The organism is Alkalibacterium sp. s-m-28 (genome assembly GCF_054658175.1).
The window spans coordinates 1-17058 of the sequence record NZ_BAAGIQ010000048.1; the positions used below are offsets into that span (position 1 = coordinate 1).

Sequence of the window (17058 nt, forward strand, 5' to 3'; positions counted from 1 at the left end):
TTTTCTAGACCATCAAACCAAAACCTGTTTGACGAGATAAATCCAATAGTGCTGTAAAAACCAATCAATTGTATGCTCATTTAAGAGCTATTCCCCCAATTATTCCTTGGAGTTTCCTAGTTCACTCCTATCTATCTTTTGTCCAGCTCTTGTTTCAATAATTTGTTGACCATTCCAGGGTTGGCCTGACCTCTTGTCTGTTTCATGACTTGCCCGACGAGGAAGCCTAATGCACGGTCTTTTCCGTTCTTATAGTCTTCGATGGACTGTTCATTTTTATCAAGTGTGTCAGTAATAATTGGAAGAAGTTTAGATGGATCACTTAACTGAACCCAGCCCTTTTCTTCTACTAAAGCTTTTACATCTGTGCTGCCGTTTGTGACAAGCTCTTTAAAGACTTTCTTGGCAATTTTAGACGAAATGGTCCCGTCAGCAATCAGGTTGATCATTTCTGCCAGTGATTCAGGTGTAAGAGCTGTATCCAGTAATTCGACTTGTTCACTATTCAGGTAAGCCGATACTTCACCCATCAGCCAGTTTGAAGCCTGCTTAGGATCGGCACCATTATCGACTGTTCTCTGGAAGAAGTTGGACATTTCAACTGTTGCTGTCAGGACAACCGCATCGTATTCAGGCAGATTGAACTCTTTGACATAGCGGGCCTGTCTTTCTTTTGGCATTTCCGGCAGAGAGGCTCTGACTGAATCGATCCATTCATCGCTGATGACCAGATTTGGAATATCCGGTTCAGGGAAGTAACGGTAGTCACTTGACCCTTCTTTCGTACGCATGAGGATCGTTTTGCCCGTTGACTCATCGTAACGTCTGGTTTCCTGATCCAATGCACCACCCGCATTCAGGATTTTCTCCTGACGGCTGATTTCAAAGTCCAGTCCTTTTCTGACATAAGTAAAGGAGTTCAGGTTCTTCAGTTCAGCTTTTGTTCCAAATTCTTCCTGACCGAATGGACGCAAGGAGATATTCGCATCACAGCGCATTGATCCTTCCTGCATCTTCACATCAGATACTTCAGTGAATTGAATCAGCTGTTTCAGTGTCTCCAGGTAAGCATACGCTTCTTCAGGCGAGCGCATATCTGCTTCAGAAACGATTTCGATCAGAGGTGTACCCTGACGGTTCAGATCGACATAAGATGAACCGTCCTCACCGTGCATGTTTTTTCCAGCATCTTCTTCAAGGTGTACCCGTTCGATACGGATTTTTTTCTTTTCACCTTTGACCTCGATTTCGATCCATCCGTCATATCCGATCGGCTGGTCAAATTGAGAAATCTGGTAAGCCTTAGGATTGTCTGGATAAAAATAGTTCTTACGGTCAAATTTTGTATGGGTCGCGATTTCACAGTTCAAAGCGAGTGCGGCTTTCATTCCAAACTCGATTGCTTTTTTGTTAACAACAGGAAGCACACCAGGGTGTCCCCAGTCGATAACATTTGTGTTCGTATTTGGTTCTGCACCAAAGTGAGCCGGGGATGGAGAAAACATTTTTGATTCAGTTTTCAGTTCAACGTGTACTTCAAGTCCAATTACGGGTTCTAAATTCATTCTTTATTCTCCTCCCTTGAATGCTGGTTTTTTCTTGTGGAAGTCTGTTTCTTTCTCAAATGCATAAGCGACACGATACATCATCTGCTCATCAAAATGCTTACTGATGATCTGCATACCAACCGGCATATCATTTGAAAAGCCGCAAGGGATGGAAAGTGATGGCACGCCTGCAAGGTTCACAGGAACCGTCAGAATATCAGACATGTACATAGCAAGTGTATCGTCTATTTTTCCACCGATTTCAAATGCAGTTGTCGTCGTAGTTGGTGCTACAAGCACGTCTACATCTTTAAAGACTGTATCGAAATCGTTTCTGATCAGAGTCCTCGCCTGAGCTGCTTTCTTGAAGTGCGCATCATAGAAGCCAGAACTCAAGGAGAATGTCCCAAGCATGATCCGACGTTTCACTTCAGGTCCAAATCCTTCTGAACGGGTCTTGACGTAAATGTCTTCAAGTGAGTTGACATTTTCTGAACGGTAGCCGTAACGGATCCCGTCGAAACGTTGCAGGTTACTTGATGCTTCAGAAGAGGCGATGATATAGTAGGCCGGAACACCATAACGTGAATGAGGCAGACTGACTTCAACAATTTCCGCTCCCAGTTCTTCATAAATTTTCAGAGCCTTACGAACTGATTCGATTACACCAATTTCTTGAGCGTCTTCATTGAAGTACTCTTTCGGTACACCAATACGCAAACCTTTTACACCTTTATCGATGCCATCAGTAAAGTCTGGTGTTTCTCCACTGTAAGATGTAGAGTCTTTTGGATCATGTCCACTTATTGCGTTGAGTACCAGAGCATTATCCTTAACTGTTCTAGTAAATGGACCGATCTGATCCAGACTTGAACCGAAAGCAATCAGCCCGTATCTAGAGACACGTCCGTATGTTGGTTTAACCCCGACCAGTCCAGTAAAGGCAGCCGGTTCGCGGACGGACCCACCGGTATCTGAACCGAGTGAAACAGGCACTTGACCAGCCGCTACAGCCGCAGCTGAACCACCGGATGATCCACCAGGAACTTTAGAAAGATCCCAAGGGTTACGCGTCAGTTTGAATGCAGAGTTTTCAGTGGATCCGCCCATGGCAAATTCGTCCATGTTCAGTTTCCCGACTGAGATCATTCCTGCTTCCTTCAGTTTTTCAGTTGCTGTCGCATCATAGATAGGAACGAAGTCTTCCAGCATTTTAGAAGAGGCCGTTGTGGTTACTCCTTTTGTCAAGATGTTATCTTTGATCCCAACTGGCAGTCCGCTTAACACATTATTCGGATCGATGCCTTTTTCATCTGTTTCTCTAGCAGCCTGCAGTGCTTCTTCCTTGCTGAGAGCCAGGAATGCACCGACTTGCTCGTCGGTTTCTTCAATACGCTTATAGGATGCCTCAACCAGGTCGACCGCTGTCAGTTCTTTACTGACGAGTTTGTCATGCAGTTCTTCTAATGTAAAATCCAGAAAATTCATTAAGCTTCACTCCCTCCGTTGTCAAACATTGCCGGCACTTCAATGTAGCCGTCTTTATGGGTCTTGACGTTTTTAAACAGGTCTTCTCTATCTGTCCCGTTTTCAGATTTATCTTCACGCCAGACGTTGTGCTGATTCAGTCCATAATACGTGCCTTCAATGCCTTCCGTATCCAGTCCCTCCAGCTGCTCTACCATTTCGATGATACTGTCCATTTTTTTTGTAAATGTAAGAATATCCTCTTCTCCAATCTCAAGCTTAGCCAGTTTAGCAACCTGCTTTACTGTTTCTTCGTTTATTGCCATCTTGCTCATCCCTTCTTTCCACATTTGCGTGTTTTTAATTGAAAATCATTACGTAATATTCCTGGTCATCACTGTCTTTCTGGAGAAAAGCTTCCATTCCGTTCAAAGATTCCAGTCTGATTTCGACTTGAACATTTTCTGGCAGAAAATTGACTGCTGCTTCATTGACAAATTGAGTAAAGGCAATGATTTCACCTTTCCCATAAAACTGAGTCATGATATTGATCTCTAAATGAACCAGCTGCTCCTCTATATAGTGACCGACACCTGTAATTCCGCTGATATTAGGGAAGAACCCTTCTACTTCAGAACGGAAATTAGCAAAACTGTTTCCTTCCGCACTCTGCATGCCTTCCAGCGGGAACACGAGCCGATCTTCATTGATACGATTCCAGCTGTTTACAGAAACGCTGCCACTATCACTTAATCCTTCGGCGAAATACGTTCCTGGTGCTAAGCTGTCTCGTCTGGACTGCTCAAATAAAGCTACCATGATCGGAACATCTGCCAGATCTTCCATTTCTCTTAAGTAAGAAACGATCTGATCCGCCATGACCTGTCCTTCTTCAAGCAGCTCATCCAGAGGAATAATCTGTTCCTGATCTCTATTATCACCGTAGTAGTCCACAGAGTTCATTGCAAGACCAATGCTGATGCCGGCCAGTTCAAGGCCTTCATCTGTTTGTTCATAAAAGTTATGTTCTAGAATAGAACTTAAATATATGGGATTTCTCTCTTGCGAATCTTCTCCGGAATTGTCTTCGGGATTCAAGCCGAGGTCTTCACTTGCTTCTTCTGTTGTTTCTTCGTTATCCTCATCTTCTTCAACAGGCTCCTGTCTTCTCAGCCAGCTGTTAATGGTTGCGGATGGGATAAATTGTCCTTCCTGGAAAAAATGATCACTCGTTGGAAAATAACGCTGAGCATGACGCATCAAATCACTTTCGAAAGTTCTCATATTCAAATTGGAATTCAGTCGACGAGTAATCCCTCTCGACTGGCTCGGAGCGTAAGTTCCGTCTTCTCTGACAACAGGACGGTAATATTCAGAATCAATCTGTACTTCTACAATGGATGACTCTTCATCTTGTCCGTCAGCTTCACCTTCTTCAGATATTTCACCATTTTCAGCAGGTGGCTGATTTGGATCGACAGGATCCGGAAAGAATCCACAGGCAGACAGAAACAAAGCACTTGTCAGCAGCATGCCTATTAGCCGTTTACTTTTCACTGACTACCACTCTCATTTCTTTTCATTTTTCAATCTCCTCTATTACTGTTGCTTCATCGATAATCGGCACATCCAGACTTTCAGCCTTTGTCAGCTTGCTTCCAGCCTCTTCTCCAGCAATCAGATAATCTGTATTTTTCGATACACTGCCAGTTACCTTTGCACCTAATTCGATCAGTTTTTCCTTTAACTCGTTTCGTGTAAAGTGTTCCAGCTTTCCTGTAATGACAACTGTTTTATCAGCAAACATGGAATCTGTTTCAACTTCTTTTCGTTTGACCCCAGTATAGGTCATGTTAACTTCAGCTTTTTTGAGCTTGTCAATCAGTTCTTGGGCCTCTTCCAGCTCAAAAAATGAATGGATGCTGTCTGCTATTTTTTCACCGATGCCTTCGATAGCTCTGATGGATTCCAATGACGCCGCCTTCAGATGATCGATCGATTCAAATTCTTCAGCCAGCAGTCGGGCTGCTTTAGATCCGACATGTCTGATTCCGAGTCCGAATATCAGTCGTTCAAGTGAATTGGACCTTGAAGCATCAATGGCTTTAAGCATGTTGTCCGCTGATTTATCAGCAATTTTGTCCAGTTCAAGCAGTGCTTCTTTTTCAAGATAATACAAATCGGCTACGTCTTTGACCAATCCTTTTTCGTAAAGCTGACTTACCACTCGTTCTCCCAGTCCATCTATATTCATAGCATTCCTGGAAACAAAATGGCTCAGTCGTTCTTTAGCCTGCGCACTGCAGGAAGGATTCATACATCTGAGGGCTACTTCGTCCTCAAGATGCATCAGTTCGCTGTCACAGGCCGGACATTGTGTTGGAAAGACATAAGGCTCACTGTCCTCACTTCTCTCGTCCACATCTACCTTAATGACTTCGGGAATGATGTCTCCCGCTTTTCTGACCACTACTGTGTCACCTAGTCTGATATCCTTTTCGATCATGAGATCGATGTTGTGCAGACTGGCTCTCTGAACAGTTGTCCCTGCCAGCTGAACCGGATCCATGATTGCTGTAGGTGTCACGACTCCAGTCCGGCCGACAGACCATTCCACTTCACGAATCGTTGTACGGGCTTCCTCTGCCGGAAATTTATAAGCTATAGCCCAGCGTGGGGCTTTAACTGTATAGCCGGCTTTTTCCTGATTGACCAGTTCATTGACCTTGATCACGATCCCATCGATTTCATAGGGAAGTGATGTCCGTTTTTCCTGATAATCTTCAATGAATGACCATACGTCACCCATCGAATCGAAAACTTTTCGCTCAGGATTGGTCTTCAGGCCGAGCTGGTCAAGCATCGTTAATGCAGCATCCTGAGTGTCGACCGGCTGTTCCGATACGTTAGTCAGGGCGTAAAGAAATACGCTGAGATTTCTTGACGCCGTAACTTTCGGGTCAAGATTTCTCAATGTGCCTGCAGCAGCATTACGGGGATTGGCAAAGACAGCCTCGCCCTGTTCTTCTCTTTTTTCATTTAATGCAATAAATGATGATTTCGGCATGTAGATTTCGCCTCTGGCTTCAAGCGTCAGGGGCTTTTTCAGTGTCAACGGAATCGATTTTATTGTCCGTACATTAGCCGTGACATTTTCACCCACAGTTCCGTCTCCACGCGTAACTGCCTGCTGAAGTTTGCCGTTCACGTATTTCAGCGAAACAGCCAGTCCGTCGATCTTCAGCTCACAGTGATAAGAATAAGGGGCATCTACTAGTTGAGCGACACGCCGGTCAAAGGCCATCAGCTCGTCTTCTGAAAATGCATTGTCAAGACTGAGCATGGGGGTGTCGTGAGCGACTTTTTCGAACCCTTCCAGCAATGTTCCACCTACCCTTTGAGTAGGAGAATTGTTCTGTATAAGTTCCGGGTAAGCCTCTTCCAGCTCAACCAGTTCACGGTACAGCTTATCATATTCCTCATCGGGGATGGTTGGCTGATCCAGCACATAATATTCATGACTGTACTGATCCAGTTTGCTGACCAGTTCATCTACACGTATCTTGGCCTGGTCGAAAAATTTCTCATGAGACACCATGCTGATCCTTCTTTCTCTTATTTTATTTATATTACATTATACTTTCTCGATCGGAGCAAAACTGGCCAGAAGCGGCTTGATCCCGATACCTGGAAAAGCGATATCCAGCTGCAGGTCGTCTCCTTTTCCGCTGACCTTCACAACGGTACCGTCACCCCACACCTTGTGCTTCGCCTTGTCTCCAACGGTCCACTCCAGTTTTTCAGCTCCGCTGTTTCCAGTCGGATGCGATGAAACTTTCGGTGGCCTTGCACGTTTTGCAGTTTTAGCAAACGGATCATTGGCACTGCCTCCAAATCCCTTGTACATTCCATTGGAGAAAGGACGGATCGTGTTTGATTCTTCACGCTCAACAGCTTCCGCATCGATTTCATCCAGAAAACGGGAAGCTCTATTTGACTGGACACGTCCGTAAAGCGTACGTGTTGATGCATTGGTCAGATAAAGTTTTTCTTCTGCACGAGTGATACCGACATAAGCCAGTCGTCTCTCTTCTTCCATTTCTTCTTCCTCCAGCTCTGCTCTGGATAGCGGGAACAGCCCCTCTTCCATCCCGATCAGGAAGACGATCGGAAATTCAAGTCCTTTTGCTGCATGTAAAGTCATCAATGTCAGTTCACTAGTCGGTTCTTCTTCCAGATTATCAAGATCGGAAATAAGTGACAGGTCAGTCAGGAAGTCGATCAGGCTTTTTTCCTCCTGGTCCGATTCGTCATACTGATTAGTCACGGTCAGGAATTCCTGAATATTTTCTACCCGTGTTTCAGCTTCAAGTGTCCGCTCTTTCTTCAAAGTAGGCAGATACTCAGACTTATCCAGCACTTCTTGTGTCAGTTCTGTAATCGACAGAAACTCAGACATTTTGCGGAAATCCTGAATCATCATGGCAAAGCTTTCGACCTTCTTAGCGGCACGTGCCGGCAAGTTGATACTCGTCGCATTGAGCGCAGCATCGTACAGGCTCCAGCCCATTTCTTCCGCAGCAGCTGCCAGCTTGTCGACAGTCGTATTTCCGATGCCTCTTTTTGGTTCGTTGACCACTCTAGCAAAGCTCAAGTTATCTTTAGGGTTCGCGATCAGGGTCAAGTAAGCCAATGTGTCCTTGATTTCTTTACGGTCATAGAATTTATGTCCACCGACCATTTTGTATGGGATATTCGTCTTGATCAGCGTTTCTTCCATTACACGTGACTGAGCATTTGTCCTGTACAGCACAGCAAAGTCCCCGTATTCTTTAGTCGGGTCACTTTCCATTTCTTTCTGAATCTGCTGAACGACGTATCTTGATTCTTCGTGTTCATTTCCGCCTCGGTAATAGACTACTTTGTCTCCACCGGCATTGTCTGTCCAGAGGTTCTTCTTCTTACGATTCAAGTTGTTGGATATGACTGCGTTCGCAGCTTTCAGAATGGTCTGTGTCGAGCGGTAGTTCTGTTCGAGCAGAACGACTTTTGCATCCGAGTAGTCCCGTTCAAAGTTCATGATATTCTCCATATCCGCTCCACGCCAGCCGTAGATGCTCTGGTCCGCATCACCTACGACACATAAGTTACGCAGTCGACTAGCCAGGAGGTTGACGAGCTTGTACTGAGCATGGTTGGTATCCTGATACTCATCCACGTGGATATACTGGAATTTACTCTGATAATATTCAAGAACATCCTTATGCTCCTCGAACAGTCTGACAGTCAGCATGATCAGATCGTCAAAGTCGACCGTTTCTGACTGTCTCAGTTCTCTCTGATAATGAGTATAGCAGTCAGCAACTATTTTGCCGAAATAGTCGTGCGCTTCGTTGCTAAATGCTGCTGCATCCTGCAGCTTGTTCTTAGCGTTGCTTATTTCTCCAAGAATCGCTCTCGGATTGTATTTCTTCGGATCGATATTCAGTCGTTTAAGTATTTTCTTCATCAATGTGAGCTGTTCAGCTGGGTCAGCTATCGTGAACGATGAACTGTAGCCGATGCGGTCGATTTCTCTTCTTAAAATCCGTACACACATCGAATGGAAAGTCGAAACCCACACTTCGCTTCCGCCATGCTCGACCAGCTTGATTACTCTGCTTTTCATCTCCGACGCTGCCTTGTTCGTGAAAGTGATAGCCAGGATATTCCATGGACTGACGCCTTTTTCCTGAATCAGATAAGAGATGCGGTGGGTCAGTACTCGTGTCTTACCCGATCCTGCTCCTGCCATGATCAGTAAAGGTCCGTCAGTATGCTTGACTGCCTCTTTTTGCTTGGGGTTCATACCTGTTAATATATCGTCTCGCAGTACCACTTTCTTCATCCTTTCAAGTCTTCATACATTGTCTTATTATACAGAAAACCAGGGGCTCTTTCCACACCTCTATCATAGAGTTTGGACTTTCGTCATGTGGTGTTCGCCCCTTTTCAGCACAAAATCCCTCTGCCTGGCAAATCATGTCGGCTAAAGGGATTTTATGCTTCTTCATGTATTGTAAAACCATTTAGTCAATGCCCTGAATCAGATTGATCAGAAGCTGGTTAAGCAGGATCCTTACTTCTCTCCTTGCGTAGACATAGTTGTTTTCTCCAAGTAAATCTGAAATGTTCTGATAATGGGATAGCTTCACTTGACGACTCTGGTTCAAAATGTTCCGTGCATGCCCCTCTGCTCCATAGATCGAATAAAGGGTATGCAGGATCGACTGGTTCATGTATATATTGTCGTGATGTTCCAGAACAGCCTTCCAGAATAGATTCTCCAGCTGCTCAAATTCCTCGGACTCTAACTCTATAGTCTTTCGCATCTTCTCTGTGAGTGTAGAAAAGCTGACACGGGACAAATCAATTTCAGCTCGTTCCATACTATACAGGACATGCTGAAATAAAGTCTCCAGATAGTACAGTCTATCTTTTAGGCCTTTCAGATCGATAGCAGTTTGTGCCACAAACACCCCTTTATTAGGAAGAATACTCACAAAACCTTCTTCTTCCAGACGTAAAAAGGCATTCCTGATAGGCGTGCGACTAACTTCAAGTACATCTGCGATTTCAAGTTCCTTGATCTGTCGTCCCTCAAGCCACTGGCTGGTCGTAATCTGATTTTTTATAAAATCATATGCTTTTTCTTCAACTTTTCTTCTTCGTACCATAAGCCCGTCCTCTTACTCAACAAATTCTCTTAATGTGTCTAGTGTGTCTCCTATATTGTCAGTTTCAATAGTTATATGGCCGCACTCATCAGTTGATGAGCTTCCCCTGTTATCATAAAATGTGTACTGCCAGTCCGGCTTGACTTGTGCCAATGTATAAGCTGACTGAAGATGCTTCTGCTTCACTGACTGCATGATGATTGCCCGGTCAACTGAGGTATCGATTCGCAGCGGCCATCCTGTTACAGCTTTAATGTGTGCATCGTATTGAGAGAAATTCAAGTAATTGAATGTATAATGGCATCCCCGATGTGGGTGTGCGACAATTTCATTGACATACAGTGCGCCACTTTCAATGCTGAACAGCTCAACGGCTATCACTCCTGTGAAGTCCAGCTGTTCGGCAATACTTATGCCGATACGTTCAACTTCTTTTGCAATATCATCACTTATCCGTGCAGGAGCAATTGAATGGTTAAATTCATTTCGTACGTATCTCAGTTCACACACCGGGTAAGTAGACAGTCTGCCCTCCTTGTCTTTGAGGATCCCCAGGCAGAGCTCCTTGTCGGCTGGAATCCATGCTTCAAGCACACACGTTCCATGTTTAAGAAACGGTTCTGCTGAGTCAATGTCACTTTCATCATAAAGGATCAGATGATCCTTGAACCGCTCATCAGCACTGTTTGCTTTAAGTACACACGGAAAGCCGATTCCATTGATGGCTTCTCTTATATCATCGAGCGAGACGATTGTAGCATAAGGTGCGATATTTACGCGCGCTGACTCCAGGAATGCCTTCTGCAGCATCCGATCCTGAGAAACAGATAGGATCTCTTCACCTTGAGGCACCGGAACAGCTCTCATCATCTTTCTAATTGCATCATTGTGGATAATTTCTGATTCATAGATAACTACATTGCTTTTCATTGCAAAATCGAGCAGTGCTTTCTCATCATTCAAATCAGCTTTCAAAAACCAGTCTGAAGCTGATTTTGCCAGACAGTCTGCATCCGGATCGATCAGTCCGACTGTATATCCAAGCTTTTTGGCTGACAAAGCAAGCAGTCTTGCTACACTTCCTCCACCTATTATTCCGATCGTACTTCCCGGTCGAACCCAGTTACTCATGTCACTTCACTCCAATTCTTACTCTTCAACGAACGGACTTTCCTGTGGATTATTCTTCACTTGAGCTTTATTATTTTTCATGCGTTTTGTCCAGAATCCGCCATTGATATACTTAGGTTCGTAAGATATAACAAACGCCTTCGGTTCAATTTCATGAATCAGCTTGTACAAGCCTCTTTCGTTGGAACGCGGAGTGAGGATTTCCAGAACAAACCGGTTGCCTTCAGGTCCGTAGGCTTGAGAAATCGTCACGCCATACCCGTTCCCGCGAATTTCTTCAGCGACATCCCAGCCATTCTCAGGTACGATAGTCGTGACGAGAATATAGCCTAGAGCCAATTTATCTTCTATTTTCATACCAGCATAAATACCAGCTCCGAATCCTACTGCATAGACAATGACATTGAATACATTATCCAGATTGTCCAGCACTAGTCCGAGCCCTACAACATATATGGCAACTTCAATCATGGCTACGAAAGGAGCCACTGACTGGCACCCTTTCATTGTCAGCATCAGTCTCACCGTGCTTAAAGTGACATATACGACATTGATGATAAATATTGCTGCAAGTATTCCCCAATTTAATCCCACTAATCGATTCCCTTTCTGCTTGTGATAATAAGAAAAGCTTCGAGTGCCGTTCAGCCTCGAAAAGAAAATACCTTAGTATCTGTTCGAGCTTCAGCTCTTACAGATATACTTGAGATCAACCGAGCGATAGCGAGTAGATGAAATTTAACCCCGAATTGCTGTGACTCTAGCATTTCCAATGCGTAGAGACAGAGTATCCGGCAGAAGAGCTTCCTGCCCAATGGGTTAATTTATCTTTTTCTCGAGAGGCTGGCACTTTAAGCTAGACACGCAATTAATCTTAACCTTTACAAATTAATAAGAATAGAGGCCAAGACAGCGAATCTGTCTCAGCCTGTTTCAAAGAGTACAGGTGAACGATCCCCTTATGACTCTTCTTCTGCTCCATTTGAATGTTGAGCATCTTCTGTTTCAGTTAATTTTTCAATGATCAGACTACTGATCCTTGATCCTTCCATCTTATCTACAGTCAGACGGAGCTGCTGTACTTCGATATAAGCCGACTCTTCTTCATCTGGAATACTGCCGTACTCTGTGATGAAATATCCTGCAATCGTGTCTACATCCTCAGAGTCGATGGTAGTGTCAAAGAACTCATTAAATTCATCAAGTGGTGTAGCTCCATCTACACTATAATGAATCTCGTCTATTTCTTCAATTAAATTGTTTGACTCATCATACTCATCATCAATTTCTCCAACGATTTCTTCCAGCAGATCTTCAAGAGTAACGATCCCGACAACACCACCATATTCATCGTTCAATATTGCCATCTGATTCTGTGTGCGTTTCATCTGAAAAATAAGATCGTCAATGTAAATCGTTTCAGGAACAAACAGCGGCTCGTTACTGATGGACTTTAAGTCGATCGAATAGAGGGGCTGGTTTTTCGATTCCTTAAGCAGATTCTTGACGTGAACGATACCCAATATGTTGTCTTTGTCTTCAAAGTACAACGGGACCCGCGAATGAGGGGTTTCAAGCATTTTCTGAATATTCTCCTCGTTCGGATCATCATAATCAAGCATGAATGCATCCGTTCTTGGCACCATTACCTCGCGGGCGATTTTATTATCCAGTGACAGAACACCCTTCAGCATTGAAAACTCATCAATATCGATGACTTCATGCTGATGACTGTGTTCAAGAAATGATCGGAATTCGTCTCTGGTGATAGCTTTCTCGTTCATTTTGAAGTTAATCGGCAGGAAGCGTTTAAGGCCTCTCAAGCTAAGATCCATCACCCATACAACAGGTCGCGTCACTGTACGCAGGACATAGACCATACCCGATAGTGCCATGGCTGTCTGGTCAGGATTCTGAGCAGCAATCGCTTTTGGCAGCTTGTCTCCCAGAAGAATAACGATTGGAGTCATGATCAGAGAACTGAACAGGACTCCAGTAGCCAGATTCTCAGTAAATGGAAAATCTGCTGCTGTGAAAATCAGACTCACAAAGTAGACAGCTGCTCCACTGATCAGTAAAGATGAGAGCATCAGGCCCACCTGAATAGTAGTCAGAAAAGCATCCGCCTGATCCAGTATTTTAAGGACGCGATTTGCTTTTTTATTGCCTTCTAAAGAACGCTCAATCATTTTATTGGGATTGATCGAAACAATTGCTATTTCAGCTGCAGACAGTATGCCGTGAACTGCAATCAGACTGATGATGATTATTATTGGCCCAATAAAGGGCTGTATACTCCAAGGGTCACTATTCATAACTTCTCCTTTGTTATTAAAAACCTTTCATACAAAAAACACAGTCAATATATCATATACACATCAGGGATACAACAAGTATTTCATCTTGTCACGAAACTGCCTTAATTGACGGCATAATCTGATATAGAGGGTTTGAGATTATCAAGGAATGTGTCAAACCGGTCAATGACATCTCCACTTCTCTGTCCTTCAAGAAAACCAACGAACGAGTAGGTCTGATCATCTGCATCAAACACATATAAAAAGCCGTTTGTATCGTTTCCTTCTTCTCCAGCGACTTCTGCTGTCCCTGTTTTTGCTCCTGTAGAGTGGCTCACATTCTGAAGTCCACGAGCTGTTCCATTAGGATGCATTACACTCTCTATCAGACCATCCCTTACAATACTGACAGATTCATCAGTGAACAGCTGATCACTATTTTCTCTCTGTTCATTTAACAGAACTGTCGGATAGGTCAGCCGCCCGTTGTTGACGACCGGTGAATAGAATACCAGCTGATGAATGAGGTTCATCAGGACTTGTCCCTGTCCATATGCTGTGTCAGCAAGAAGCGTTTCACCGTCAATGGTATCATCGTTAGCAAACTGTGCTGGTGTCATGTCAAAAGGAAGATCAAGGTTATCTCCAAAGGGGAGTTGATTTAGTGACTCAGTGAAGGCCTCTTCCCCCATATCCAGAGCTTCCATGGCAAAGTAAATGTTATCAGAATAAATTAGAGCTGTTGCGAGGTCGACATCGCTCACACTTTCACTGACTCTCGTAATGCTGTGATTTCCAAAACCTGGAAGATCAGGTGACCACTGCAGGCCTTCGATCCGGTTTGTTTCATCAGGATCGATTCCGCCGTCATCCAGAAGAATAAGAGAGGACAGGATTTTAAAGGTCGATCCGGGAGCGTATCGACTTGTATAGCGATTTACAAAAGGAGTATTTTCATCATCCATGTAGCCAGAATATTCTTCAGCAGAAATACCTCTCGTGAAGGACTGCGGACTGTATGATGGTGCACTGACTAGAGCCAGCAGCTCACCTGTCAATGGATGCATAACCGCTCCTGCACCCGGTTCATTCTCAAATGAATCGAAGAGGTCTCTTTGAACATCACTGTCTATTGTCAGACGAACGGACTGTCCATTTTGTCGCTCGTTTTCTATGATGACTTCTTTTACTTCGTCACTGGTATCTACTATTGAAATCTTGCCTCCAGTATGTCCTCTGAGCTGAGAGTCAAAGACGGCTTCAAGGCCGGCTTTCCCTACGATCTGTCCGGATGCCAGGGTCGGATCTTCCTGAATGTCTTCAGCCGTCACTTCACCGATATAGCCAACGAGGTGCGCAGCTGCTTCATTTAAAGGATAGACTCTTTCACTGGTACGCTGATACCTTACCCCAGTCACTTCCGGAGTCTCACCTTCCTCAACTACTGTGAACGGCACTAGACTTTCATCTGTCACCCATGCCTGATTCAGCAGGTTCTCAAGATGGTCGACACTGACATCGAATGTCTCGCTGATTATGTCGAGATTAGTCGCTCGCTGGTCCCCTTCTCCAAGAGATGCCGGATACAAGCCAGCCTGATAGGCATCTCCTTCTCCAGCAAGAAGATTGCCATGCCGGTCATAGATCGATCCTCTATCAGGTTCTGTAAAGGACACACGTACGCTGTCCCCTTCTTCCATGCCGGGCAGTATAAGCGAGGGGGCCCACTCAAGTGTTATGTCGTCTTCCGTTTCCTGAATGACTGTCTCATATCTCAAGTCATCCAGACGCCCTAAGACGGTGTCCATGCGAAGCGTGTAAGTCAGTCTATACTGATCTGCTTCTTCATCTAGGAGAATCTCCTGATCCATAACAGCCAGATCATTTGCACCGATCCCCTGAAAAATCGTTTCATAGCGCTCGGCAAGTTCTTCTTCAGTATAATCAGATTCAGATACCGATTGAATTGATAATGTGGAAACAAAAGTATCAAAGTCGGATGCTGTTTTTGCTGTCAGGTAAGAGTCGACTGCAGCCTCCACGTCTTCCTGACGCTGTATCGCCCGCTGCTCTTCTCGCCAGTTTGTATAGACGATCCATCCTCCGACAGCCATAACGGTTCCGACTGCAATCCAGATCGATCGTCTGGTATTCCTGTTCTTTGGTGTTCTTCTGCTATTATTCAACTCAGCAACTCCTTCAAATCAGATTAGTTTTTCTTCTTCAAATCGGTCTTTTTCTCTTTCTCTGTAATCCATCATCTTGCGGCTGAACAGCTCACCATTTGATGGTGGCGTATAGGTTATTGCATTAGCTCCGGCATCGATGGTTTCGAGGATACTTTCATTTGTCGGACCGCCTGTCGCAATGATCGGAATGTCCGGATAAGCTTCTCTTAATTTTCTTACTATCTTGCTTGTTTTTGACGCACCGGATACATTGATGATGTCCACTCCAGCCTTGATTTTCTCTTCAATGTCCGTATACTCAGATACAACTGTAAGTATGATTGGAATGTCGATCACTTCGTTGATTTTCTCAATCGTATCAGTCGGTGTCGGAGCATTGATGACGACCGCTTTACATCCATGAGACTCGGCAAAGAGAGCCATATTAGCTGATCGGATCCCTTGGGTGGTTCCACCGGCTATGCCTGCCATGACGGGTATGGTTGAAACAGATGTAATAGCTTCAATAATCGCAGGATGCGGTGTAAACGGATAGACTGCCATGATCGCATCAGCATCGTTGTTCATGATCAGGGCAATGTCTGTAGTGAACATCAGAGCCTTGAATCGTTTCCCGTTGATCAGGATACCGCTCGATTTTCTGATGACTTCCGGTACTGCGATATAATCTTTGAATAAGTGCGTACGAACTTGCGGATATTTTTTGTCTGTCATAGTATTCCCTCTTTACTATATAATTTTAACGATCATACTGATCAAGATTGTATAATTCGACAATTTCTATCAGTTTGTCAGGATAGGTCGGATCGGTCGCATACCCTGATTTTTTCAGCGCATATGCAGCTTCTCTGTATGTGTCTGCTTCGATCACAGGCCTGTAGAGATCCGGGTTCCAGTTTGTACCCCCGGCAATAAGTTCCGCGTAATCCTCCACTGATTCCTGAAGTGAGTCGTAACTTCTGAATGAGGCCTGGATTTCTACCCAGTCATCTTCATACTCAAGTGTGGCATAAGCTGGCTGGCTTGAAGACCCTTTGATACCGAAATAATTCTGTTCGTTTAAAGCCAGTCCGCTTTGTCCCCAGTTTGATTCAACTATGGCCTGAGCAATGGTGATACTGGGCCAGATCCCGTGAGTTTCCTGCAGAGGCACAGCATATGCTGCCACTGTTTGAATAAACTCTGTTCTGTCTCCAGCAAATCCTTCGCTCTGTTCATCAGTCTGACTGCTATCGATCGAAGAAGCCAGTATGGCTAGAGTGCCTGTAAAGGTCAGAATGATCAGAACCGACCGTTGAAGCAAACTGGTTCGCTTGCGTTTACTTTTTTTCTTTACCACAATCGCTTCTCCTTTATCTCATTCTGCTTCCAGATCCTGTTTTTCAGCAATCGAATACATAAGTGGCCATCACGTCGTGAGTTAGGCTTGTATCAAATTTACTGCCAATACTCGTCCCCTCAATACTTCCAGTTTATTTTACCATAAGTTGTTTTAAGTCGATAGTAAGTGCAGAAGATTATCCTCCTCATTAAATGAAGAGACACCTAGGAAACTATAGATGCTCTATATAAGTGGATTTAGGATTTTCTCTTTTGAGTTTTCCCTCCACTTATTTTCTTTTTTTAAATTTTTTCACATTTTTATGCTTATTACTTGACTTTTGGTTTTTGCCTACATAATCAGCGAGAACAGACCAACACTCTGTATCTC

The 17058-nt window shown here is 44.3% G+C and carries 13 protein-coding genes; all 13 read right to left on the reverse strand.

From position 1 onward, the window contains the following. Positions 1-131: 131 nt before the first annotated feature. The 13 genes from gatB to ACYQ4S_RS07690 all read right to left on the reverse strand — a co-directional run bounded on the left by gatB (position 132) and on the right by ACYQ4S_RS07690 (position 16686). Positions 132-1565: an Asp-tRNA(Asn)/Glu-tRNA(Gln) amidotransferase subunit GatB gene (gatB, locus tag ACYQ4S_RS07630; protein ID WP_459770381.1), complete on the reverse strand. Its 1434-nt coding sequence runs from the start codon at positions 1563-1565 to the stop codon at positions 132-134. Between the two features lie 3 nt (positions 1566-1568). Beyond that, positions 1569-3035 (reverse strand): Asp-tRNA(Asn)/Glu-tRNA(Gln) amidotransferase subunit GatA, encoded by a 1467-nt coding sequence (gene gatA, locus ACYQ4S_RS07635; RefSeq protein ID WP_459770383.1) that lies wholly within the window; start codon positions 3033-3035, stop codon positions 1569-1571. Next, positions 3035-3340 (reverse strand): Asp-tRNA(Asn)/Glu-tRNA(Gln) amidotransferase subunit GatC, encoded by a 306-nt coding sequence (gene gatC, locus ACYQ4S_RS07640; RefSeq protein WP_459770385.1) that lies wholly within the window; start codon positions 3338-3340, stop codon positions 3035-3037. Before gatC ends, gatA begins: the two co-directional genes overlap by 1 nt. 34 nt (positions 3341-3374) lie before the next feature. Next, entirely contained in the window at positions 3375-4571 is a 1197-nt protein-coding gene (locus ACYQ4S_RS07645; RefSeq protein WP_459770386.1) for a CamS family sex pheromone protein, read from the reverse strand. Positions 4572-4593: 22 nt separating this feature from the next. Next, a complete protein-coding gene (ligA, locus tag ACYQ4S_RS07650) occupies positions 4594-6612 on the reverse strand; it encodes an NAD-dependent DNA ligase LigA (RefSeq protein WP_459770388.1) in 2019 nt (672 codons plus the stop codon). A gap of 36 nt (positions 6613-6648) precedes the next feature. Continuing rightward, positions 6649-8901 (reverse strand): DNA helicase PcrA, encoded by a 2253-nt coding sequence (gene pcrA / locus ACYQ4S_RS07655; protein ID WP_459770390.1) that lies wholly within the window; start codon positions 8899-8901, stop codon positions 6649-6651. Positions 8902-9082: 181 nt separating this feature from the next. Continuing rightward, positions 9083-9730, reverse strand: coding sequence for a GntR family transcriptional regulator (locus ACYQ4S_RS07660; RefSeq protein WP_459770391.1), 648 nt, complete (start codon positions 9728-9730; stop codon positions 9083-9085). A 12-nt stretch (positions 9731-9742) separates the two neighbouring features. Next, entirely contained in the window at positions 9743-10861 is a 1119-nt protein-coding gene (locus ACYQ4S_RS07665) for an ATP-grasp domain-containing protein (protein WP_346025337.1), read from the reverse strand. Between the two features lie 18 nt (positions 10862-10879). After that, positions 10880-11455, reverse strand: coding sequence for a DUF2179 domain-containing protein (locus ACYQ4S_RS07670; protein ID WP_346025336.1), 576 nt, complete (start codon positions 11453-11455; stop codon positions 10880-10882). 365 nt (positions 11456-11820) lie between these two features. Continuing rightward, entirely contained in the window at positions 11821-13176 is a 1356-nt protein-coding gene (locus ACYQ4S_RS07675; RefSeq protein WP_346025335.1) for a hemolysin family protein, read from the reverse strand. Positions 13177-13280: 104 nt separating this feature from the next. Further along, positions 13281-15344, reverse strand: a complete 2064-nt coding sequence (gene pbp4 / locus ACYQ4S_RS07680) for a penicillin-binding protein PBP4(5) (protein WP_346025334.1) — start codon at positions 15342-15344, stop codon at positions 13281-13283. Positions 15345-15362: 18 nt separating this feature from the next. Further along, positions 15363-16061: a beta/alpha barrel domain-containing protein gene (locus ACYQ4S_RS07685; protein ID WP_346025333.1), complete on the reverse strand. Its 699-nt coding sequence runs from the start codon at positions 16059-16061 to the stop codon at positions 15363-15365. A 25-nt stretch (positions 16062-16086) separates the two neighbouring features. Beyond that, positions 16087-16686: a glycoside hydrolase family 73 protein gene (locus ACYQ4S_RS07690; protein ID WP_346025332.1), complete on the reverse strand. Its 600-nt coding sequence runs from the start codon at positions 16684-16686 to the stop codon at positions 16087-16089. Positions 16687-17058: the final 372 nt, after the last annotated feature.